Origin of the sequence: Yersinia rohdei ATCC 43380 (assembly GCF_000173775.1) — a bacterium.
GTDB classification, from domain to species: domain Bacteria; phylum Pseudomonadota; class Gammaproteobacteria; order Enterobacterales; family Enterobacteriaceae; genus Yersinia; species Yersinia rohdei.
On record NZ_ACCD01000006.1, the window covers coordinates 1 to 23,283 of the forward strand.

Consider the following 23,283-nt stretch of genomic DNA (forward strand, 5'->3'; position numbering starts at 1 on the left):
TCAATCACGACTACCGGCACGGTGACCGGTGCCAACAATTACGGTATTGAAGCCGTCAATCAAGGTACAGGCCCAGTGGCACTCACTGTGGGCGCTGGCAGCACGGTACAAGGCACTGTTGCCGGTATTTCTGTCGAGGCAGCCTCGCCTATTGATATTACCAATGCTGGCACCATCCGCAATTTATCTAACCTCTCGTCAGATATTGCCATCAAGACTCGCTCAGCATCGGGCACCCTCACCAACAGTGGATTGGTGCAAGGTACCGTGCAGTTGAGCGATTCGGGCAATACTGTCATCAACAATGCTGGCGGCACCTGGGATACTTCGGGGGGGACGAATGATTTAGGCGCTCTCGTAGCAGATAATTCTGTGCTCAATAACGGCCTGATTATTGCCGCAAACGGTTCTGCCACCGACCCCCGACAAACGACCACTTTCGACCATGTCGGAACCTTCACCAATGCCGGCGTTCTGAGCCTGGCGAATGGGCGGGTCGGCGATGTTACCGTGATTAACGGCGATTATGTCGGTAATGGTGGCAGCCTGTGGCTCAATACCGCGCTAAGCGATGATAGCTCCGTCGCCGATAAGCTGGTGATTAACGGTAATACGAGCGGCAGTACGAGTGTCAGGGTTGATAACCTCGGTGGAACTGGGGCTCAAACCCTAAACGGTATTGAACTCATCCAGGTGAATGGCTTGTCTGACGGTGAGTTTATCAAAAGCGACCGTATCGTGGCTGGGGCTTACGATTACTCTTTAGTACGCGGATTGAATAGCAATGACTCAAACTGGTATCTGAGCAGCGGACTGTCACCGTTTGATCCCACTGATGGCTCAGCGACCCTGCAAGTGCAGCGTCCGGAAGTTGGCGCTTACAGTGCTAACTTAGCGGCAGCAAACAACATGTTCGTTACCCGACTGCATGACCATTTGGGTGAAACTCAGTATATTGACGCCCTGACTGGAGAGCAGAAAACCACCAGCCTGTGGTTGCGTAACGAAGGTGGTCATAATCGTTCCCGTGATAGTTCCGGTCAGTTAAAAACTCAGGCAAATCGTTATGTCGTGCAACTGGGCGGAGATATTGCCCAATGGAGTCACAATAATCTTGACCGTTTCCACCTTGGTTTGATGGCCGGTTACGGTAAAAGCAATAGCACCACAGTATCAAGTTTGTCCGGTTATAACGCCAAAGGAGAAACATACGGTTACAGCACGGGTGTATACGGCACGTGGTACGCCAATGACTCAGACAAGTCAGGTCTGTATGTGGATAGCTGGGCACAATATAGCTGGTTCAATAATAGTGTTGATGGTGAATATTTAGCGCGCGAAGAGTACAAGTCGAAAGGGATAACAGCGTCAATTGAGAGTGGTTATACCTTTAAGATGGGTGAAAATACCGCTAAAAATGCGACCTATTTTATCCAACCCAAAGCTCAGGTGACTTGGATGGGTGTGAAAGCAGACGACCATAAAGAAGCCAATGGCACCCATGTTACTGGGGAAGGGAATGATAATATCCAGACACGTCTGGGGATAAAAGCCTTTATGAATGGTTACAGCGATATTGATGCAGGTAAAGATCGCGTATTCCAGCCATTCGTGGAAGCTAATTGGGTTCATAACACCGAAAATTTCGGCACCAATATGAATGGCGCGACCGTGAAACAAGAGGGCGCGGCAAATATTGCGGAAATGAAAGTAGGTGTTGAAGGGCAGCTCAACCAACAAGTGAATATGTGGGGCAATGTGGGCCAGCAAATAGGCAATAAAGGCTACAGTGACACAGCAGTAATGTTAGGTGTTAAGTACAACTTCTGATCAGTTTGACCTCCGGGGTTTGCATTCAGATTATGCTGCCCCGGAACTCATGCCATCTCATTATTAACATGCAATTTTTAGCATGTGATATTCCTCTTACCCCTGATCCGAAAATCTTTGAACTCCCGAACTCCCGAACTCCCGAACTCCCGAACTCCCGAACTCCCGAACTCCCGAACTCCCCAACTTCCCAACTCCCAACTGATTTTTACATAAAGCTCCAATCACCTTTTTATAAGGTTCAGTTGAACGTAAAAATTTGATTGTATTACTCAGGGGTTGTGACCTGCTTAATTCACCCGATAACATCTCCTAACTGGAATATCGGTAAGTACATCGCAATCACTAGAACTCCAACAATACTGCCAATAATTAGCATTAAAAGCGGCTCTAACATTTGGGTTAGATTATCGGCCAAATCTTGCGTTTGTTGCTGATGCCAACTTGCCAGCTTTTCTAATAACACATCTAATGCGCCCGATTCCTCACCGACACGAACCATTTGTTGGCATAGGGGCGGGAATAGAGGATGTTGTGCTATAGCAGAATGGAGCGGTGCTCCCTGGTTTATTTGGGCTTGAATCTGTTTTAGCGCTTGTTGATATATGCTGCTATTAATGGAAGCTCGTGCCGCATCCAACCCACCAGTTAAAGGTAATCCTGCATTTTGAGTAATAGCCAGTGTTTGAAATATTTGGCTAAGGCTGCTGCCGCGAATTAATGCAGATATTACCGGAAGGCGTAATAAGAGCCTTTGCTCCCATTGCTGCCAATAGGGGTGATGCCGGCGCATATACTGATATCCAATTGAGATGGATATCAGTAATAAGGCGATAAATACCCCATAGCTCGTAAGATATTCGGACATCAACAGCAGCGTAGCAGTGAGTGCCGGTAATGGTGTATCGAATGACTGATATATTTGCGCAAATTCAGGCAATACCATGACGAGCATAACAATGCTGACAACCAGCGCAATAATGCAGACAAATACCGGATACTTAAGTGCCTTCACCACTTTCTTTTGTAATTTTTGTTGCTGTTCTTGATGCTGAGCTAATTTAAGACAGCATTGTTCAAGATTACCCGTCATCTCCCCCATAGCAATTACCGGTGGATATAATCTGGGAAAAGCGTGAGGGTAAAGGGCCATCACCTCTGATAATGATTGCCCTTGTGATACCTGAATACTGATTTCCTGCAATAAACATTGCCAAGGAAGGGCATCCATTTCTTTTGCTAACATTCGCAAGCTATTAACTAACGGTAATCCCGCTTGCAGCAATGTCGCTAACTGGCGAGTAACTACAATCAGGCGTTCTCCTCGCCAATAACGAATGGATAACCGTTTGCCGCCCTTAATCTCTAATGGTTGTAAGCCCTGACGAAACATATGTTCATAGACAATGTTTTTATTCATTGCCAGTAGTGTGCCCGTTTGTAATTGCCCAGCAGTATTAATGGCTCGCCAGCGAAATAAGCGCTGATAGCTCACGAGATTGTCTCAATTTGTGTTTGTAACCCCACCACACGATGGATTTCACTAATGCTGGTAATGCCACTTTCTACCAAGGCTAAACTAGCGGACAGCAATGTTATTTGCTCTTGTTCTTGTGCGATTCGAGTGAGTTCTGGCGGGCTGACGTTATTAAGCAAAGCTTGTTGAATTGATGGGGTTACATTCAACATCTCATAGATTCCTGTTCGGCCATAATAGCCAGCACAGCAATGTTCACATCCTACGGCAAGATAATGCTGTAATGGGTTTTGTGATACACAAGAAGATGCTTGAATAGAGGTGGGTGATATCTGTCGGCAGTGCAGGCACAATTTACGAACCAAGCGCTGGGCGATAACTAAGAGTAAACTTGATGCAATTAAGTGACGTTCTATCCCCATTTGTGTCAGACGAATCAGCGTTTCCGCCGTTGAATTGGTATGCAGCGTGGAAAGTACCAAGTGCCCTGTTAGTGCGGCTTTAACCGCAATTTCGGCCGTTTCATTGTCACGAATTTCGCCGAGCATAATTACATCAGGATCCTGACGTAGCATTGCGCGTAATACACCAGAGAAATCCAGCCCAATCTTATTGTTGGTTTGAGTTTGATTTATGCCATCAATCGGGATCTCAATAGGGTCTTCAACACTGCAGATGTTTATCTGCGGCTGATTAAGTTGGGCCAGACTGCAATAAAGTGTCACTGTTTTGCCACTACCGGTTGGCCCGGTGACCAAAATCAAACCCTGCGGAGAGGATAATGCTCGAGCTAGTTGTTGGTGAGCGATTGTGGTTAACCCCAGCTTTTCCAAGGTAGGTTGCTGTTGCATATTAAGGATTCGTAGCACTACCTTTTCTCCGAACTGTACTGGGAGAGTTGCAATCCTCATGGAATAGCGAGTGGTGTCTAACTTTAGGGTGAATTGACCATCTTGCGGTAAGCGTTTTTCAGCAATATTCAATTTAGACATGACTTTTAAACAACTGCTGATACGACTGGCTAATTCTGCTGTGGGCGCTGGGATTTCATGCAATACACCGTCTATTCTTAAACGGATGCGATAACTATGTTGATAAGGCTCAAAATGGATATCTGATGCACGTTTCGCAATGGCCAGTCTGAGCGTTTGGGTTATAAATTGAATAACAGGAATATCACTTTCATTATCCAGCAACGTTTCATCAGTATCTTGTCGTGACCGATTTGATGATATTGCCTTAAGCCGTCCCTCCTTTTTTGAAGATATGCCCCGATTGGTTTCTTCGGATTTAGCACCTTTGAATAATTCCAGATTTAATGACTGCTCAATCTTGGCTTCTGGCCAGTATTCAACTCGAATTTTACAACCACAAGTAAAACGTAGTGTTGTTAATAGATCATCATTTACAGGAGTTGCTGAGGCAATAGATAATTTTTGGCTATCTAGTGTTAAGGCTATTACCCTATGACGACGACAAAGTGCATGCAATTCATCATTTATTATCTTGGGTGGATATGCCATGAATTCAGTCATCTTATTTGGCCTTGTCATTGATGTGGAACACTGTCTTACAGCTATCAGTAATGCTGTCATTTACAGCAGTACAGGTTTTTTCCCAGACGATATTTCCATCTTTATATGTGGGTGACAAAGCGAGCGTCAGACTGGCGAGGGTATTCTGGCCCGTAAATGTAATGACACCTTTACTAACTGTTGTGGCACTAACGTAACGTGACGATTGTGCGGTTGGAACTCCATGACTGCCTGCATTACAGTTTTCAAGGCTTGCATGTTCCAAAGCACAAAGCTCTACTGCCATTTTGTAGGGGACAATGGCTTGTAACATATCGGTGAGTGCTGCTTTTTGGATATAACGCTGATAGGAAGGAATACCAATACCGCTAAGAACAGCAATGATGGCGATCGCAACCATTAATTCAATTAATGTAAAACCTCGTTGATTAGTCATATAGCACTTTCCTTGTGTGTGAGAAAACGAGGCAAGAGTGCATTTTTTTACTGTATGGCAATAGGGGGATGAGATTGATTTGCGAAGCAGGCTGTCGACTATTTAGGTTGTTGCAATCGCTTAACAGATAACTTCGGCGGTGTTCGCAAAATAGAATAGAAACCGTATTCCGCCGAAGATAATCTGCTAGGGTTATTGAAAACGCATGGAAAGGTCTAAGGCAGTAATATGTTTGGTGAGTGCGCCGACTGATATGAAGTCAATCCCTGTTTCTGCATAACTTCGCAGCGTTTCCAGCGTGACATTACCTGAAACCTCCAGTTGTGCACTGTTCTGGGTTTGAGCATGTTTATCGCGCATTTTTACAGCATCACGCATCATGGGAATAGTGAAGTTATCCAGCATGATGATATCTGCATTTGCTTCAAGTGCTTGCTGTAGCTCATCAAGGGATTCAACTTCAACCTCGATAGGGACATCCGCATGTATCCAAAATGCTTTGGCAACAGCCTCTTTAATCGACCCGGCAGCAATGATGTGATTTTCCTTAATCAGGAAAGCATCGGACAAACCAAGTCGATGATTACTACCACCGCCACAGAGTACGGCATATTTCAACGCGGTACGCAGCCCTGGTAATGTTTTACGGGTATCCAGTAATTGTGTATTTAATCCGGAGAGCACGGCCACATAGTGGCTCACTTCGGTAGAAACGCCTGATAGCGTTTGCAGGAAGTTAAGAGCGGTACGTTCACCTGTTAGCAGGATGCGGGCTGGGCCAGCTAGATGGCAGAGTACCTGATTAGCCGTCAGATTGTCGCCATCGTTAACTTGCCACTCAACCGAGACTTGAGCACCAAGCTGAATGAAAACTTCATTCAGCCAACGTTGGCCACAAAAAACACCGTCTTCGCGAGTAATAATAGTCGCTTTAGCTTGTTTATCTGCTGGGAGTAATTGCGCGGTTAGGTCGCGTTCTGCATTGACTTCCCCACCAAGGTCTTCACTTAAAGCTTGAGCAACAGTAGAGGGGATATCGTATTGAATTCGTTCCAATAGCTCGGCACGGCGGCTGTCGGCATTATAGCTGCGGGTCGGCATAGAAAACTCCGAAATGGCGAATGGATAGTTGTCTAAACATGCTACTCTGTTGCTGGCAGAAGTGCCATAAAAGAGCCAATCGAAGCATATTTTTAAGGGGCTTAGGTAAAGCATGGAGTTAGAGAATGGCTGGATTTTAGGGGTTAAACGGGTCGTTTCTCCTCATTTTGATCAACGCCCTGAAGGTGACGAGCCTTCTCTGTTGGTGATTCATAATATTAGTTTGCCTCCAGGTGAGTTTGGTGGCCCGTATATTGACCAGTTATTCACTGGCACACTTAATGCTGATGAACATCCTTATTTTGCTGATATTGTGCACTTACGTGTTTCGGCCCATTGCCTGATTCGCCGAGACGGTGAAATTATTCAATATGTTCCGTTCGATAAACGTGCCTGGCATGCAGGTGTATCAACTTTTGATGGCCGTGAGCGGTGTAACGATTTTTCTATTGGGATCGAGTTGGAGGGAACTGATGTGTTACCGTTTACCTCTGCACAATATCGCAGTCTGGCAGCAATAAGTGCATTACTTTTTGCCCATTATCCAATAACAGCAGAGCGGGTGACGGGCCACAGCGATATTGCCCCTGGACGGAAAACTGATCCAGGCCCTGCTTTTGACTGGGCGTTATATCAACAGTGTTTGGCGAGGTTATCTTCACCATCATAATGTGAGAGCCATTCAGAATTAATCAGAAATTTATAATTGAGCGCTCTGAGCTTGTAATCGTCTGATATTGTTGTTCATGCATGCCGGGAGGCATATGCCCTACTTCGGGGTGGGTTAAGTGCAAAGGGAGAATAAGAGCTAATGACACTGTTTACGCTGTTGCTGGTGCTAGCATGGGAGCGCTTATTTAAACTGGGCGAACATTGGCAGTTAGATCATCGCCTTGAAGTGGTATTTGCCCGTTTACGCCATTTTTCGTTGGTACAAACAATCTTACTCACTGTGGTGTGGATGGCGCTGGTATGGCTGGTTTTACAATTAGTGCAAAATATCTTGTTTGGTTTTCCTCTTTTGCTAATTTGGATGCTTATTTGCCTGCTGTGCATTGGTGCTGGTGGCATTCGTAAGCATTACCGCGCCTATTTGAAAGCCGCTCGTCAAGGCGATGCGCATGCTACAGATAAAATGGCAGAAGAGTTAGCATTGATTCATGGCTTACCCTTGGATAGCGGCGAGAAAGCCAAACTGCAATCCCTGCAAAACGCATTATTATGGATAAACTTCCGTTATTATTTAGCCCCTATTTTCTGGTTTGTTGTCTGTGCTAATTATGGCCCAGTAGCGTTAGCGGGATATGCTATGTTACGCGGATATCAAACTTGGCTGGCACGGCATCACACACCTTTACAGCGCTCTCAATCTGGCATTGATCGTATTTTGCATTGGTTGGACTGGGTACCTGTCCGATTAGTCGGGGTTGCTTATGCATTGTTGGGGCATGGTGAAAGAGCACTACCCGCCTGGTTTGCTTCACTCGGTGATTTACGCTCCCAGCAATATCAAGTATTGACTCGGTTAGCACAGTATTCGTTGGCGCGAGAACCTCATTTAGACCCAGTACAAACACCCAGAATAGCCGTGTCTCTGGCACGAAAAGTCACACTGACAGTGATTGTCGTGGTCGCTTTACTGACAATTTATGGCGCATTAGTCTAGCTATTGGCTCATCCGCATGAGTTGCTTTTCATCCACCATGCTCATCAAGAGTGACCAGTGTTGTGAGGCAAGAGGGCTGGGCAGTATCGTTAATATCTCCGTGATGGTTCAGAACAATCATTGAGATTTTTATTGCAGCACCGGTGGCTGGAATATCAGAAGGAAATTGGGCCAGCTTTCAATGCTGGCCCATTAAGAACTTGAATGTCAGATTCCCATGAGTCACATGGAGTTTCTGTTATTAGGCTTTCGCCCCTTTTCTGCGGTTTTTCAGGATGTAACTGATAGCCAGCAGCAGTATCCAAGCTGGAATCAACAGTACTGAAATCTGAATGCCTGGTGTGAAGTACATAATGACCAGAATGCCACTCAGGAACAGTAAGCATAAATAATTACTGAACGGATACCAGAATGCTTTGAATTGCGGGATGACGCCCTGGCGATTTTTGGCCGCACGGAATTTAAGGTGTGCAAGGCTAATCATCGCCCAGTTGATCACCAGCGCTGATACCACTAAAGCCATCAGTAATTCAAAAGCCCGGCCCGGAATCAGATAGTTAATCAACACACAAAAAGCAGTCGCAAATGCAGAAACGGCGATTGCAATAACTGGCACGCCGCGTCCATCAACTTTCAGTAGGATTTTTGGCCCGTTGCCTTGTTTGGCTAAACCAAACAACATGCGACTGTTGCAGTAGACACAGCTGTTATAAACCGACAATGCCGCTGTCAGTACTACGACGTTCAATACAGTTGCTACCACATTACTGTTCAATGCATGGAAGATAAGGACAAATGGACTGCCGCCTTCAACCACTTTTCCCCAAGGGTAGAGTGACAGTAAAATAGCCAATGAACCGATATAAAACAGCAGGATACGATAAATAACCTGATTGGTTGCTTTCGGGATACTTTTGGCCGGGTTTTCTGCTTCAGCTGCGGTTATCCCGACGAGCTCAAGCCCACCGAAGGAGAACATAATAACCGCCATGGCCATTACCAGACCCATGAGGCCATTCGGGAAGAATCCTCCCTGTGCCCATAAGTTAGTTACAGTGGCTTCCGGACCGCCTTGCCCACTCAGCAGTAAATAACCGCCGAATAAGATCATCGCAATAATCGCGACCACTTTAATGATGGCAAACCAGAACTCCATCTCGCCATAAACTTTTACGTTCGCCAGATTGATGGCGTTAATGGCAAGGAAGAAGACGGCGGCTGATACCCATGTTGGGATTTCCGGCCACCAATATTGAACATAGATGCCCACAGCGGTGAGTTCGGCCATGGCGACTAACACGTAGAGCACCCAGTAATTCCAACCAGAAGCGAAACCGGCAAAGTTGCCCCAATATTTATAAGCAAAATGGCTGAAAGACCCAGCAACAGGCTCTTCGACGACCATTTCCCCTAATTGGCGCATAATCAGAAACGCGATAAAACCACCGATAGCATACCCCAGTAAAACTGAAGGCCCCGCCATTTTAATGGTTTGCGCGATACCCAGAAATAGTCCGGTACCAATAGCACCGCCTAAGGCAATAAGCTGAATGTGACGGTTTTTAAGCCCCCGCTTTAGCTCCGTACCTTCCTGTTGAACACTCATTGTTGCTTCCTCTGTCATTATCACTTTTAGCTGACAAACCCTTCATCTTTCAAGTTGATGGCATTCGTTACTCGGGTTTGCCTCTGGAAACCGAAATAACTGCCTTCCTGCATATTGAAATTAATGAGATATAAACGGGTGCCTTTTGCTATGCGTAAGGTTTTGATTACGTTGTTTGTATTATTTTGTTTACGGTGGCTTTGTATTGAATTTACTGCTTTTGCTACCGTTTAAAAGAGAATAGTGGTAGGCGAGAATTATTGCATCTGCTTTTTATTGTAACTGACGAAATTTTAGTCAAAACGCAAAGAAAAATGTTGATGCGTGATCAAGCTGTTGTTTTCGGAAAAAGTAGGAATAGGTGTTTTTTGCACGAAAAGCCGGCAGTTGGCCATTTTAATTATGGTCATACCAGTAGATGGGCAGGAGAGTAGGTGGATTCGGATTTTTCTTGTCTTTATTTGAATTTAAATTCACTTAAATCGATTTTAAATTCATAAATAAAATGACTATATCGCTTCAGCTTGCCTAAAGATCCGTTTCATAAAAGTTAAAACTCATTCATGTCAGGTAATGGTATTACCACTGTTAAGTTATCATTTTGCATAGTGCTCTCGGTAAAGGTGTTAAAATGTGCTGACTTTTATGATTTCGGTCAAGGTCTGTATGGACAGGTAGTGAATACTTTGTTACTTTATCGTCACGTTTTTGAAATTGGTATTACCAATTGACTCCGCGCTACTCGCAGAGACGATTCACTCAATACGGCTTACAGCGCGACTTACAATAAATATGGCCTATAACAAAATACGGCAACCTAAATTATCAGATGTGATTGAGCAGCAGCTCGAGTATCTGATTTTAGAAGGGACGCTACGCCCGGGCGAAAAATTACTGCCTGAGCGCGAGTTGGCGAAGCAATTTGATGTTTCCCGACCTTCTCTGCGAGAAGCAATCCAGCGCTTGGAGGCTAAGGGGCTGCTGCTGCGTCGTCAGGGAGGGGGTACTTTCGTGCAAACCAATCTGTGGCAAAGCTTTAGCGATCCGCTAGCAGAGCTGCTGGCCGACCATCCTGAATCACAATTCGACCTGTTAGAAACCCGCCATGCCCTCGAAGGTGTCGCTGCCTATTATGCGGCACTGCGTGGAACTGATGAAGATCTACAACGTATTCGTGAATGCCATACTGTTATTGAGCAAGCACATGACCGCGGCGATTTAGATGCCGAGGCTGATGCTGTCATGCAGTATCAAGTAGCTGTCACAGAAGCGGCGCATAATGTCGTGTTACTGCATTTGCTACGTTGCATGGGGCCAATGCTGGAACAAAACGTTAAACAAAACTTTGAAATGCTTTACTCGCGCCGCGAAATGCTGGCAACGGTAAGCAGTCACCGCGCCAGGATTTTTGAGGCGATTGTGGCACGCGAGCCAGAGAAAGCCCGCGAAGCTTCACACCGTCACTTGGCGTTTATTGAGGAGATTCTGTTGGACCTCAGTCGGGAGCACAGTCGCCGTGAGCGATCTTTGCGTCGGCTCCAACAGCGCAAGGATTAGACGAATCATTAAGGTTGCGCCTCTGCAAGACCTCAATAACTCGTTTTATACCCTTTGTATTTGAAGCTACAGGGTTGTTAGCTACGTGAACTAGCCCGTATCACTTACTTGAGTAAGCTCATCGGGATGCGTTCGCTTGCTGTCTTTCTGTAACTCCAATTTATGTGGGTATAGGTTCTCATTTGAGAATGATTAGCGGCAACTAAACTGATGGGCCTATCTTCCGGTGTTTTCACCAGGGCACGTGCTTTAGCCCCGGGTTAAAGCACAGGAAGATAGGCTCCAAATAAACCATTAGAAACAGATAAGGAATACCACCATGTCAGAACGTTTAAATAATGACGTGGATCCGATCGAAACCCGCGACTGGCTACAGGCGATCGAATCGGTCATCCGTGAAGAGGGTGTTGAGCGTGCTCAGTATCTGATTGATCAGGTTTTGGGCGAAGCCCGTAAAGGTGGTGTGAGTGTTGCAGCTGGTTCTGCCAGCCGTGATTACATCAACACTATCGCAGTAGAAGACGAACCCGCTTACCCTGGCAACCTGGATCTGGAACGTCGCATTCGTTCCGCTATCCGTTGGAATGCCGTGATGACCGTGTTGCGTGCATCGAAGAAAGATCTGGATTTGGGCGGCCACATGGCATCCTTCCAGTCTTCCGCTACCTTCTACGAGGTTTGCTTCAACCACTTCTTCCGTGCTCGTAACCAAAAAGACGGCGGCGATCTGGTTTACTTCCAGGGCCATATCTCTCCGGGCGTTTACGCACGTGCTTTCCTTGAAGGCCGTTTGACCCAAGAGCAAATGGACAACTTCCGCCAGGAAGTTCACGGTAAGGGTCTGTCTTCTTACCCGCATCCAAAACTGATGCCTGAGTTCTGGCAGTTCCCAACTGTATCTATGGGCCTTGGCCCAATCAGTGCTATCTATCAGGCCAAGTTCCTGAAATACCTGTCTCATCGTGGTCTGAAAGACACTTCAGCACAGACCGTGTACGCCTTCTTGGGCGACGGCGAGATGGATGAGCCAGAATCCAAAGGTGCGATCACCATCGCAACCCGTGAAAAACTGGATAATCTGGTCTTTGTTATCAACTGTAACTTACAGCGCCTTGATGGCCCGGTTACTGGTAACGGCAAAATCATCAATGAGCTGGAAGGTATCTTCAGTGGTGCTGGTTGGCAGGTACTGAAAGTTATCTGGGGAAGTCGTTGGGATGAGCTGCTGCGTAAAGATACCAGCGGTAAACTGATCCAACTGATGAACGAAACGCTGGATGGTGACTACCAGACCTTCAAATCCAAAGACGGCGCTTATGTGCGCGAACACTTCTTTGGTCGTTTCCCAGAAACTGCTGCATTAGTAAAAGACATGAGCGATGAAGAGATCTGGTCTCTGAACCGTGGCGGTCATGATCCGAAGAAAGTCTTTGCTGCACTGAAAAAAGCACAAGAAACCACCGGTAAACCAACTGTTATCCTGGCCCACACCATTAAAGGTTACGGCATGGGCGAAACAGCTGAAGGCAAAAACATTGCTCACCAGGTGAAGAAAATGAACATGGAAGGGGTTCGTCACTTCCGCGATCGTTTCAATGTGCCAGTTGCCGATGCTGAAATCGAAAAACTGCCATACATTACCTTCGAGAAAGAGTCCGAAGAGTATAAATATCTGCACGAACGTCGCCAGGCGCTGGAAGGCTATGTGCCAACTCGTATGCCTAAGTTCACTGAAAAGCTGGAAATCCCAGCATTGTCAGATTTCAGCTCATTGCTGGAAGAGCAGAATAAAGAAATTTCTACCACTATCGCTTTCGTGCGTGCGTTGAACGTGATGCTGAAGAACAAGTCTATCAAAGACCGCATTGTTCCAATCATCGCCGATGAAGCTCGCACCTTCGGTATGGAAGGTCTGTTCCGTCAGATTGGTATTTACAGCCCGAATGGTCAGCAGTACACCCCGCAAGACCGTGAACAGGTTGCTTACTACAAAGAAGACGAAAAAGGCCAGATCCTGCAAGAAGGGATTAACGAACTGGGTGCTGCTTCTTCATGGCTGGCTGCTGCGACTTCATACAGCACCAATGATTTGCCAATGATCCCGTTCTATATTTACTACTCAATGTTTGGTTTCCAACGTATCGGCGATTTGTGCTGGGCGGCAGGTGACCAACAGGCGCGTGGCTTCTTGGTAGGTGGCACTTCAGGTCGTACTACATTGAACGGCGAAGGTCTGCAACATGAAGATGGTCACAGCCATATTCAGTCACTGACTATCCCGAACTGTATCTCTTACGATCCAGCCTATGCTTACGAAGTTGCAGTCATCATGCATGATGGTCTGGAACGTATGTACGGCGAAGCGCAGGAAAACGTTTATTACTACCTGACCACGCTGAACGAAAACTATCACATGCCAGCAATGCCGCAGGGCGCAGAAGAAGGTATCCGTAAAGGTATCTACAAACTGGAAACTGTTGCAGGTAGCAAAGGCAAAGTGCAGTTGATGAGCTCAGGTTCAATCCTGCGCCATGTTCGTGAAGCAGCTCAGATTTTGGCTAACGACTACGGTGTTGGTTCTGATGTGTACAGCGTAACTTCATTCACTGAATTGGCCCGTGATGGTCAGGATTGTGAGCGTTGGAACATGCTGCACCCAACAGAAACTCCACGTGTACCTTATGTTGCTCAAGTGATGAACGACGCGCCAGCGGTTGCTTCTACTGACTACATGAAGTTGTTCGCTGAACAGATCCGTAACTTTATTCCTGCCAGCGAGTTCCGCGTTCTGGGTACAGATGGTTTCGGCCGCTCTGACAGCCGTGAGAACCTGCGTCACCACTTTGAAGTTGATTCTTCTTACGTTGTGGTTGCAGCATTGGGTGAATTGGCTAAACGCGGTGACATCGACACCAGCGTAGTTGCAGAAGCAATTACTAAGTTTGGTATCGACGCTGATAAAGTTAACCCGCGTCTGGCATAAGAGGTAAAGAACAAATGTCTATTGAAATTAACGTACCAGACATCGGTGCAGATGAAGTGGAAGTCACCGAAATTATGGTGAAAGTTGGCGATACCGTTGAAGTTGAACAGTCGCTGATTGCTGTAGAAGGCGATAAAGCCTCTATGGAAGTTCCTTCTCCGCAAGCGGGTGTGGTTAAAGAAATCAGAGTTGCGGTTGGCGATAAAGTCGAAACTGGCAAACTGATTATGGTCTTTGAAGCAGCGGGTGGTGCTACAGCACCGGCTAAAGCAGAAGAAAAAGCAGCAGCACCAGCTCCGGCTGCGGCTGCGGCACCTGCGGCCAGCGCAGCAAAAGATGTTGCAGTTCCGGATATCGGTTCTGACGAAGTTGAAGTCACCGAAATCATGGTTAAAGTTGGCGATAGCGTTGCCGCTGAACAGTCTCTGATAACTGTAGAGGGCGATAAAGCCTCTATGGAAGTTCCGGCTCCGTTTGCAGGCATCGTGAAAGAAATCAAAATCAATACCGGCGACAAAGTTAGTACCGGTTCTTTGATTATGGTGTTTGAAGTTGCAGGTGCTGCGGCACCGGCAGCAGCAGCACCGGCTCCAGCAGCAGCTTCGGCGGCTCCTGCGGCATCAGCAGCTAAAAATGTTGAAGTGCCAGATATCGGTGATGATGAAGTTGAAGTCACTGAAGTGATGGTGAAAGTGGGCGATAAAGTTGCCGCTGAACAGTCACTGATTACCGTTGAAGGCGATAAAGCTTCCATGGAAGTTCCTGCTCCGTTCGCAGGTATCGTAAAAGAAATCAAAATCAGCACCGGCGATAAAGTCAAAACCGGTTCCCTGATCATGGTGTTCGAAGTGGAAGGCGCAGCGCCAGCAGCCGCGGCACCAGCACCACAAGCAGCCGCTCCAGCTGCTCCAGCACCGGCGAAAGCTGCAGCACCTGCTGCAAGCAAAAGCGAGTTTGCTGAAAACGATGCCTACGTACATGCAACGCCGGTTATCCGTCGTTTAGCCCGTGAGTTTGGCGTTAACCTGGCGAAAGTGAAAGGGACGGGCCGTAAAGGTCGTATCCTGCGCGAAGACGTTCAAGCTTACGTGAAAGATGCGGTCAAACGCGCTGAAGCAGCACCGGCTGCTGCAACGGGCGGCGGTCTGCCAGGCATGTTGCCTTGGCCGAAAGTTGACTTCAGCAAGTTTGGTGAAATCGAAGAAGTGGAATTGGGTCGTATCCAGAAAATCTCTGGTGCTAACCTGAGCCGCAACTGGGTGATGATCCCACATGTAACTCAGTTCGATGAAGCGGATATCACTGATGTTGAAGTCTTCCGTAAGCAACAAAACATCGAAGCTGAGAAGAAAAAACAAGATTTGAAAATAACCCCGCTGGTGTTCTTGATGAAGGCCGCTGCTAAGGCGTTGGAAGAATTCCCTCGTTTCAACAGCTCCATTTCTGCAGATGGTCAGAAACTGACATTGAAGAAATACATCAATATCGGTGTAGCGGTTGATACCCCGAATGGCTTGGTTGTTCCAGTATTCCGCGATGTGAACAAAAAAGGTATTGTCGAGCTGTCTCGCGAGCTGTCTGTGATTTCTAAGAAAGCCCGCGATGGCAAGCTGACTGCATCTGATATGCAAGGCGGCTGTTTCACTATTTCCAGCTTAGGCGGCATCGGCGGCACGGCGTTTACGCCAATCGTTAATGCCCCAGAAGTGGCTATTTTGGGTGTGTCAAAATCATCCATGAAGCCGGTTTGGAATGGTAAAGAGTTTGCGCCGCGTCTGATGCTGCCTCTGTCTCTGTCCTTCGACCATCGGGTTATTGATGGCGCAGCAGGTGCTCGTTTCGCAGCTTATATCGCGACCATTATGGCTGATATTCGCCGTCTGGTAATGTAATCATCAGGGCCGGCTTTGTGCCGGCCTTGTTGTTGTTGAGACACTCGTCACGTGATGCGGCTTTTCAGTTTGTTAACAATTCTGTAAACTGCATCGCGATGCAAGCGTCCCGGTGGATGAAGGGCGTTAGAAAACTAACTCGCCTAACATGCCCGATAGATTTCAAAATGCGGCTAACACTGCTGCAGTTTGAAAGATAAGGGTATAAATGACGTCAGACCCGCCGGACAAACAATTAAGAGGTCATGATGAGTACTGAAATTAAAACTCAGGTCGTGGTACTTGGGGCAGGCCCAGCAGGGTACTCTGCTGCTTTTCGTTGCGCGGATTTAGGTTTAGAAACCATTCTGGTTGAGCGTTACTCCACCTTGGGTGGCGTTTGTCTGAATGTGGGCTGTATCCCTTCCAAGGCGTTGTTGCACGTTGCTAAAGTTATCGAAGAAGCCAAAGCATTGGCTGAACACGGTATCGTATTTGGCGAGCCTAAAACTGACATTGATAAAGTACGTGTCTGGAAAGAGAAAGTTATCAATCAGTTAACTGGTGGTTTGGCAGGTATGGCTAAAGGCCGTAAAGTCAAAGTAGTTAACGGTTTCGGTAAGTTTACTGGCGCGAATACCTTGGTTGTTGAGGGCGAAAATGGCCCGACGACCATCACATTTGATAATGCCATTATCGCTGCGGGCTCTCGTCCTATCCAACTGCCATTTATTCCTCATGAAGACCCACGTGTTTGGGACTCTACTGATGCACTGGCACTGAAAACTGTCCCAGAACGTCTGCTGGTGATGGGCGGTGGTATTATCGGCCTGGAAATGGGCACGGTTTACCATGCTCTGGGTTCTAAGATTGACGTGGTCGAAATGGCAGACCAGGTTATCCCAGCTGCGGATAAAGACGTCGTCAAAGTCTTTACCAAACGTATCAGTAAGCAATTCAACTTGATGCTGGAAACTAAAGTGACCGCGGTAGAAGCCAGAGAAGACGGCATCTATGTCACTATGGAAGGCAAAAAAGCACCAGCAGAACCACAGCGCTATGACGCGGTATTGGTGGCTATCGGTCGTGTGCCTAACGGCAAATTGCTGGATGCAGGCCAAGCTGGCGTGGAAGTCGACGAGCGCGGCTTTATCCACGTGGATAAACAACTGCGCACCAATGTGCCGCACATCTTTGCTATCGGCGATATCGTCGGTCAACCAATGTTGGCACACAAAGGTGTTCACGAAGGCCATGTTGCCGCAGAAGTTATCTCGGGTATGAAGCATTACTTCGATCCGAAAGTTATCCCATCTATTGCATACACTGAACCAGAAGTCGCATGGGTTGGTTTGACTGAAAAAGAAGCAAAAGAAAAAGGCATCAGCTACGAGACCTCCACCTTCCCGTGGGCGGCATCGGGCCGTGCTATTGCTTCTGATTGCGCCGACGGTATGACCAAACTTATCTTCGACAAAGAAACTCACCGTATCATCGGTGGTGCTATTGTCGGGACTAACGGTGGCGAACTGTTAGGTGAAATCGGCCTGGCAATCGAGATGGGTTGTGATGCTGAAGATATCGCACTGACTATCCATGCTCACCCAACCTTGCATGAGTCTGTCGGCCTGGCTGCAGAAATCTACGAAGGTAGTATTACTGACTTGCCGAACGCCAAAGCGAAAAAGAAATAAGTTTTTTGCGCTGATGGGCATAAAAACGGTTCCTATTACAGGAGCCGTTTTTTTATGGTGTGGCTAAATACAGGGCGAGCTACAGAGATAACGCATTTCTATTTCGATGGTGTCATTATCGATGGGTTTTACCTCTGTAATCAAAAATTGACTGTTTGGTGGGAATATTCTGGTGCCTTCATTATTGCCAAGTAGGGTGGAAATATCGGTGCTGTTGGTTAGTCCCTTGGGATAATGGATGCTGTAGCTGATATTGACCTCTCCATCAGCAAGATTTTCTGTCTGAAAGTTGGCGATATATTCGGCGTCTGATGTGGTGCTAAAAAAGGCATCATTGCTGTAGACTTCCTCTTCAAGCATTTCGGCTTTAAATTCAGATTTATTTCTGACTTCACCGCGATAAACAATATCTATTTCATCGATATCCAGATGTTTTAAGGTTCTGTTTCTTAATGACAGATTAATATCTGAATTACGTTTTAATGCCTTAGTGAGTTGGGCTATTTCTATTTCAATCTTTGGACTGATATCGTTGTTGTGCATAGCATTATTTATTTTTACATAACTGTCCTCGGTGTAATTTCTTAATGCAAAATAATCTTGGAAGTTAATTTTATCATTAGTGCTTAATGTATTATATTCCTCAATTTCCGTATGAATATCTAGCTGGGTATCAAGCCAAAAATCTTTGCCATAAATACTCTCCATTTCTTCAATTGCAGTGCCAATATCACTTTCCTGGATAGGGCCTCTTAGGTGTATTAGGCTGAATTTGCTTTTTTCGGCGGCTAACTGGTTATCATCCTCTGTATCAGATTCTTTAATGCTGGATAAGTCGGATTCATTTATATTGAGGGAATCAAAATCTAATTCCAGATCTAAACCTAGATCTGACTCTAAATCTGACTCAGGGCGGTCTATTCTTACTTGTTTGGCTGCGGGTTCCTCACCTAAATTCGGTGCATTGGGGTCACCTAACAGATAGCCAATTTTACCATTAACTCTTTTTAAACCACCTTGGGCTTTAGGTCTTGCGCTGGCAGAGATAAGTGGCGTGCTCTCTGAATTAATGTGGGTTCTTGGTGTTGAAAGTGTTATCGGGGTTTTTATCAGTACACTGCCCGAGGGTTTTCCAATAGAAAATGCGAATCCTTTCGGCTGTGGGCTTGGCCCGCCAGCTAATACACCAAGCCCCACTTCTAACGCAATTTCTTCACCTGTTCTGGGCGGTGTTTTTCCTTCATCTTTAGGGACTTTCTTGCAGCTATGACCCATGCGCCATTGACAATGTTGGTGTTGAAATTCTTTCCAATCTTGGCCCACTCTGCGTTTGGGCTCAACTGACCTGGCATAAGTATCATTAATAATGAGGGTTATTAAAGAAAGAAATGCCATCGCAATTTTATGCATATAATATCCTTAGCTATGGGATGCGTTTTTATTAACTTATTATTTTTTGATCAGATGAGGGAATTTTATTTTTTAATGGGGGACTGTGTCTGCACACCAATATTCCTCTTGAGTAAAATAAGAAGATAAAATGATGTGGGATTCATTATTTAATAAAGTAATTGGTTAATGTAGATGTGATGATTTATCTACAAGAATTTATTTACTTTAGAGCGGGAACCCATTGCGTAATTGACTGGGGGTAATATTAAACATCCGCCGCAATGCAGTGGCGAAATTAGCGGCCCGAGTATATCCGGCTATGGTGGCAGCTTGATCAATACTGATACCTTCTTTCTGGAGTGCCAGCATGGCGCGTTTTAAACGACAATGGCGTAAATATTCAAATACCGTGGTGTGATAATTTTCCCGAAAACGGCGTTGCAGTGTGCTGGCACTCATATTGACTAACCGCGCTAATTCATCCATTGAAAGAAGGTCGGCCTCACCACTTTCCAGCCAGTCGCGCACCTGTTGAACACGATTTAGTCCACGTAATGATATTTTATTTTGCTGTTGAGCTTGTTGCTCTAGTGAGCTAAAGGCTTCAATAATCAAACCAATACATTGAGTTTCCCATCGTAAACGTTCCAAGGGTGTCTTGACGGGCGGCGCGCTGGCAATTTGCTGTGCAATCGAACGGGCTTGTATTGATGGTCGCCATAAATGGATCGCCAGATGCTGCTGAGTAAAGTTATACAGTGTTTCCCACTCGCTGGCCTGAGGTAATAAATCGCCATACAACCATTCACGGTCAAAAGTGAGGGTCAGGGTGCGTTCATGGCTGTTGTTCTTACCCAGGCGAGTAAAAAGGGTATTTTCAGTCAGAGAAACCAGCGAAGCATCGCCTTTTTCCTGCAAATGCAGTTGCTTACCGCCAAATGAAATATGTGCGCTGCCGCTGACCACTATCGCCAGCTTCAGTGCTGGATTGAGTTGGTTCTGGGTCTTGATATCGTAAAGGTTAGTCACATTCGCGGTATGCAAAATCAGATGTGGGTTCAGCCGCACGACCTGAAAATCGCCAAATAATACCGGATCGGTGGTCGATGATTTGGTACCGCTCAGTTGGTAGTCAGTGGCGACCAGATGGGATTGCAGCATAATTTGGTCGCGATAAATAGGTTTGGCCGAGGGAGAAACATTGCGCAGCTTATGTTTATTTACCACAGACGAGTTTTTATTTCCCACCGACCGGTTGTTATTCACGGCTGATAGTTTTTTGTTCTCTGGGGGCATAACAAATTCTCCACTGACATTGACGTTTTGACAAAGAGCTTTGCTGTTTTCGCAAACCTTTTCTCTAGTTGCAAATGTAACAATTAGCGCGATGAATTGATAATGAAAATAATTATCAATCTTGTTCGTTTTTGTTGCTCCGTGAATAGATTGGTAGAGATTTTCCTCTGCTGGCGTTTGCTGTGAGCTTTTGCATCGGGGATAGGGTAATGAAAGTAACACGGCAGCAGCGCGCTCTGACGACCTTAGCGAGTTTGATTGGGATCTGTATTGCAACGCCACTGTGGGCGCAGACGCAAGCTACAACTCAAGCAGCGTCTGATATCGCAACGATAAAAAGCGCACCAACAACAGCGGCGACATCATCGCCAGCGACCGCCACCGCCACAGCCACAACAGAGGGCGGCGCGGCGACGGGCGATACCTTGGTGGTGACAGCTCAACAGCAAGTCCGTCAGGCGCTGGGTGCTTCGACGATTACCGCAGAAGATATCCGAAAACGTCCTCCGGCGAATGATTTGTCTGAAATTATTCGTACCATGCCGGGGGTGAATCTTTCTGGTAACTCAGCCAGCGGCCAGCGCGGCAACAATCGTCAGATTGATATTCGCGGTATGGGGCCTGAAAACACGCTGATTATGATTGACGGCATTCCGGTTTCCAGCCGCAATGCGGTGCGCTATGGCTGGCGTGGCGAGCGCGATACCCGTGGTGATACCAACTGGGTGCCGGCGAATATGGTTGAGAAAATCGAAGTATTGCGTGGGCCAGCGGCTGCTCGCTATGGTAATGGCGCTGCCGGTGGGGTGGTGAATATCATCACCAAACAGCCGGATAAAGAGCTGCACGGCAGCTGGAATGCTTACATGAATCTGCCCCAGCACAGTGAAGAAGGGGCGACCCGTCGTACTGACTTTAGCTTGATGGGGCCGTTAACGGATAGTCTCAGTTTCCGCTTATATGGTGGTTACAATAAAACTGATGCAGATGATTGGGATATCAACGCCGGTCATGAGTCTGCCCGCACTGGTAATCAGGCCGGAACCTTGCCTGCTGGCCGTGAAGGGGTTCGCAATAAAGATATCAATGGGTTACTGCGTTGGGAATTCGCGCAAGGTCAATCTTTGGAATTCGAGGCGGGTTATAGTCGGCAGGGGAATATTTATGCCGGTGATACACAAAATACCAACAGCAATGCGATAGTGCGCAGTTTGTATGGCGCGGAAACCAACGTGATGTACCGCGATAATTACTCGCTAACACATCGCGGTTTTTGGGATAGCGGTGTCAGTACCACGTCTTATATTCAGTATGAAGATACGCGTAACTCACGAATCAATGAGGGGCTGGCGGGCGGAACTGAAGGCATTTTCTCTAATAACTATTTCAGTACCATCAAGCTGGAAAACTATTTGGCCCACTCCGAGATTAACTTGCCCTTCGAATTGGGGGTTAATCAGGTGCTGACTCTGGGGGCGGAATGGAATGACCAGAAAATGAATGACCCGACCTCCAATACCCAAACTACCAGTGAGGGCGGCAGAGTCAGTGGTTTAACCGGTACTGGGCGCAATACCCGCACCTCTGCGCAGATAGCCTCGGTATTTGTTGAAGATAATATTGAGCTGACAGATACCACCATGCTCACCCCTGCGCTGCGCTTTGACCATCACAGCACCGCAGGCAGTAACTGGAGCCCAGGGCTGAATTTGTCGCAAGAGCTGGGCGATTACTTCACCATGAAAATGGGAATTGCGCGGGCCTATAAAGCCCCAAATCTTTATCAAACCAACCCTAACTACCTGTTATATAGCCGTGGTCAGGGCTGTTATGGCGGTGGCGGCAGCTGTTATTTGATGGGCAATGACTCGCTGTCGGCTGAAACCAGTGTGAACAAAGAGATTGGGTTCGAGTTCCACAATGACGGCATCATTGCCGGTATCACTTATTTCCGTAATGACTATCGCAATAAGATTGAGCCGGGCCTGGTCTCTATGGGAACCGCCAATGGCGGTAGCGGCGCTTATGCCAACTCCGATATTTTCCAGTGGGAGAATGTGCCGAAAGCATTGGTTGAAGGGCTGGAAGGTAACTTAACTGTGCCATTCACCGATACCGTGCAGTGGAGCAGTAATCTGACTTATATGCTGGAATCGAAAAACAAAACTACCGGTGATTACCTGTCCATCACGCCGGAATTCACCTTGAACAGCTCACTGAGTTGGCAGGCCACGGAGGATTTGTCCTTCCTGTCGACGGTGACATGGTATGGGCGTCAGAAGCCGAAGAAATATGACTATCAAGGCTTGCCGGTCACCGGCACTGCGCTTAATGAAGTCAGCCCCTATGCCATCTTTGGGCTTAGTACCAGCTATACGGTAACCAAGAATGTCAGTGTGACCACGGGGATTGAAAACTTGTTTGATAAGCGCCAATTCCGTGAGGGTAATGCCCAGAATGTGGCGAATATCGCCGGTGCGGGGGCGGCAACCTATAACGAACCCGGCCGTACATTCTTTGTTAGCCTAAACACCCAGTTCTAAAATTATCTCTTGCCTACTTGAAGAGGCTGGGGGTTAGCCAGGTTCGTGACTCGGCCAAGGATAGGCCGCGTTTAAATCTGCTCCCGGTAGATTTGTCACCCGAATCACTCACTCAGGTGAGTATATCGGGATGAGTTCGCAGGCTACCTACCTGCAACTCTCATTATTTGGGTATGTCACTCTCGTCAAAACAGAAACAGTTGTTTTTAGCTGTTTCTGTTCCCTTTATCACCACAATATCTTCCATTCGTTATTCATCGCTTTAAAAGTCATACCGATAACACGTGATGCTCAGA

General features: G+C 46.8%; 15 protein-coding genes. 8 read left to right on the top strand and 7 right to left on the bottom strand.

Annotated features, from left to right (window positions below; all coding sequences use genetic code 11):
* Nucleotides 1-1,830, top strand: a 1,830-nt coding sequence (locus YROHD0001_RS0117610) for an autotransporter outer membrane beta-barrel domain-containing protein (protein ID WP_157131854.1), incomplete at its 5' end; no start/stop codon positions are given.
* Between the two features lie 295 nt (nucleotides 1,831-2,125).
* On the opposite strand, the gene hofC is transcribed toward YROHD0001_RS0117610, so the two are convergent.
* The 4 genes from hofC to nadC form a co-directional block, all read right to left on the bottom strand.
* On the bottom strand, nucleotides 2,126-3,325 hold the full coding sequence (gene hofC, locus YROHD0001_RS11695; protein ID WP_032816508.1) for a protein transport protein HofC: 1,200 nt from the start codon (nucleotides 3,323-3,325) through the stop codon (nucleotides 2,126-2,128).
* On the bottom strand, nucleotides 3,322-4,842 hold the full coding sequence (gspE, locus tag YROHD0001_RS11690; protein ID WP_004714088.1) for a type II secretion system protein GspE: 1,521 nt from the start codon (nucleotides 4,840-4,842) through the stop codon (nucleotides 3,322-3,324). The genes hofC and gspE overlap by 4 nt, the downstream gene beginning before the upstream one ends.
* A gap of 1 nt (nucleotide 4,843) precedes the next feature.
* Nucleotides 4,844-5,278 (bottom strand): prepilin peptidase-dependent pilin, encoded by a 435-nt coding sequence (gene ppdD / locus YROHD0001_RS11685; protein ID WP_004714089.1) that lies wholly within the window; start codon nucleotides 5,276-5,278, stop codon nucleotides 4,844-4,846.
* Between the two features lie 192 nt (nucleotides 5,279-5,470).
* Nucleotides 5,471-6,379 (bottom strand): carboxylating nicotinate-nucleotide diphosphorylase, encoded by a 909-nt coding sequence (gene nadC, locus YROHD0001_RS11680; RefSeq protein ID WP_004714090.1) that lies wholly within the window; start codon nucleotides 6,377-6,379, stop codon nucleotides 5,471-5,473.
* Between the two features lie 112 nt (nucleotides 6,380-6,491).
* On the opposite strand from nadC, the gene ampD reads away from it, so the two are divergent.
* Both ampD and ampE read left to right on the top strand, forming a co-directional pair.
* Nucleotides 6,492-7,049, top strand: a complete 558-nt coding sequence (gene ampD, locus YROHD0001_RS11675) for a 1,6-anhydro-N-acetylmuramyl-L-alanine amidase AmpD (protein ID WP_004714091.1) — start codon at nucleotides 6,492-6,494, stop codon at nucleotides 7,047-7,049.
* Nucleotides 7,050-7,190: 141 nt separating this feature from the next.
* Nucleotides 7,191-8,045, top strand: a complete 855-nt coding sequence (ampE, locus tag YROHD0001_RS11670; RefSeq protein WP_004714092.1) for a beta-lactamase regulator AmpE — start codon at nucleotides 7,191-7,193, stop codon at nucleotides 8,043-8,045.
* 241 nt (nucleotides 8,046-8,286) lie between these two features.
* On the opposite strand, the gene YROHD0001_RS11665 is transcribed toward ampE, so the two are convergent.
* On the bottom strand, nucleotides 8,287-9,651 hold the full coding sequence (locus tag YROHD0001_RS11665; RefSeq protein ID WP_004714094.1) for an amino acid permease: 1,365 nt from the start codon (nucleotides 9,649-9,651) through the stop codon (nucleotides 8,287-8,289).
* Nucleotides 9,652-10,443: 792 nt separating this feature from the next.
* Between YROHD0001_RS11665 and pdhR the strand changes: the two genes are divergently transcribed.
* The 4 genes from pdhR (at nucleotide 10,444) to lpdA (ending at nucleotide 17,756) form a co-directional block, all read left to right on the top strand.
* Nucleotides 10,444-11,208, top strand: coding sequence for a pyruvate dehydrogenase complex transcriptional repressor PdhR (pdhR, locus tag YROHD0001_RS11660; protein ID WP_004714097.1), 765 nt, complete (start codon nucleotides 10,444-10,446; stop codon nucleotides 11,206-11,208).
* Nucleotides 11,209-11,527: 319 nt separating this feature from the next.
* The gene (gene aceE / locus YROHD0001_RS11655) at nucleotides 11,528-14,191 is read left to right on the top strand and encodes a pyruvate dehydrogenase (acetyl-transferring), homodimeric type (RefSeq protein WP_004714098.1); all 2,664 of its coding nucleotides are present in this window, start codon (nucleotides 11,528-11,530) and stop codon (nucleotides 14,189-14,191) included.
* Between the two features lie 14 nt (nucleotides 14,192-14,205).
* Nucleotides 14,206-16,083 (top strand): pyruvate dehydrogenase complex dihydrolipoyllysine-residue acetyltransferase, encoded by a 1,878-nt coding sequence (gene aceF / locus YROHD0001_RS11650; protein ID WP_004714099.1) that lies wholly within the window; start codon nucleotides 14,206-14,208, stop codon nucleotides 16,081-16,083.
* 248 nt (nucleotides 16,084-16,331) lie between these two features.
* Entirely contained in the window at nucleotides 16,332-17,756 is a 1,425-nt protein-coding gene (lpdA, locus tag YROHD0001_RS11645; RefSeq protein ID WP_061447466.1) for a dihydrolipoyl dehydrogenase, read from the top strand.
* Between the two features lie 63 nt (nucleotides 17,757-17,819).
* Here lpdA and YROHD0001_RS11640 read toward each other — a convergent pair whose 3' ends face one another.
* Nucleotides 17,820-19,166: an ADP-ribosyltransferase gene (locus tag YROHD0001_RS11640; protein WP_004714101.1), complete on the bottom strand. Its 1,347-nt coding sequence runs from the start codon at nucleotides 19,164-19,166 to the stop codon at nucleotides 17,820-17,822.
* A gap of 207 nt (nucleotides 19,167-19,373) precedes the next feature.
* Nucleotides 19,374-20,444 carry a helix-turn-helix domain-containing protein gene (locus tag YROHD0001_RS11635; RefSeq protein ID WP_081452041.1) on the bottom strand — a complete coding sequence of 357 codons (1,071 nt, stop codon included), beginning with the start codon at nucleotides 20,442-20,444 and terminating at the stop codon, nucleotides 19,374-19,376.
* A 209-nt stretch (nucleotides 20,445-20,653) separates the two neighbouring features.
* On the opposite strand from YROHD0001_RS11635, the gene YROHD0001_RS11630 reads away from it, so the two are divergent.
* Nucleotides 20,654-22,987 carry a TonB-dependent siderophore receptor gene (locus YROHD0001_RS11630; RefSeq protein ID WP_004714103.1) on the top strand — a complete coding sequence of 778 codons (2,334 nt, stop codon included), beginning with the start codon at nucleotides 20,654-20,656 and terminating at the stop codon, nucleotides 22,985-22,987.
* Nucleotides 22,988-23,283: the final 296 nt, after the last annotated feature.

What these genes read in the sequence shown, in the direction of transcription:
- gspE (WP_004714088.1), bottom strand. Translation starts at nt 4,842, where the DNA reads ATGACTGAATTCATGGCATATCCACCCAAGATAATAAATGATGAATTG.
- ppdD (WP_004714089.1), bottom strand. Translation starts at nt 5,278, where the DNA reads ATGACTAATCAACGAGGTTTTACATTAATTGAATTAATGGTTGCGATC.
- nadC (WP_004714090.1), bottom strand. Translation starts at nt 6,379, where the DNA reads ATGCCGACCCGCAGCTATAATGCCGACAGCCGCCGTGCCGAGCTATTG.
- ampD (WP_004714091.1), top strand. Translation starts at nt 6,492, where the DNA reads ATGGAGTTAGAGAATGGCTGGATTTTAGGGGTTAAACGGGTCGTTTCT.
- ampE (WP_004714092.1), top strand. Translation starts at nt 7,191, where the DNA reads ATGACACTGTTTACGCTGTTGCTGGTGCTAGCATGGGAGCGCTTATTT.
- YROHD0001_RS11665 (WP_004714094.1), bottom strand. Translation starts at nt 9,651, where the DNA reads ATGAGTGTTCAACAGGAAGGTACGGAGCTAAAGCGGGGGCTTAAAAAC.
- pdhR (WP_004714097.1), top strand. Translation starts at nt 10,444, where the DNA reads ATGGCCTATAACAAAATACGGCAACCTAAATTATCAGATGTGATTGAG.
- aceE (WP_004714098.1), top strand. Translation starts at nt 11,528, where the DNA reads ATGTCAGAACGTTTAAATAATGACGTGGATCCGATCGAAACCCGCGAC.
- aceF (WP_004714099.1), top strand. Translation starts at nt 14,206, where the DNA reads ATGTCTATTGAAATTAACGTACCAGACATCGGTGCAGATGAAGTGGAA.
- lpdA (WP_061447466.1), top strand. Translation starts at nt 16,332, where the DNA reads ATGAGTACTGAAATTAAAACTCAGGTCGTGGTACTTGGGGCAGGCCCA.
- YROHD0001_RS11640 (WP_004714101.1), bottom strand. Translation starts at nt 19,166, where the DNA reads ATGCATAAAATTGCGATGGCATTTCTTTCTTTAATAACCCTCATTATT.
- YROHD0001_RS11635 (WP_081452041.1), bottom strand. Translation starts at nt 20,444, where the DNA reads ATGCCCCCAGAGAACAAAAAACTATCAGCCGTGAATAACAACCGGTCG.
- YROHD0001_RS11630 (WP_004714103.1), top strand. Translation starts at nt 20,654, where the DNA reads ATGAAAGTAACACGGCAGCAGCGCGCTCTGACGACCTTAGCGAGTTTG.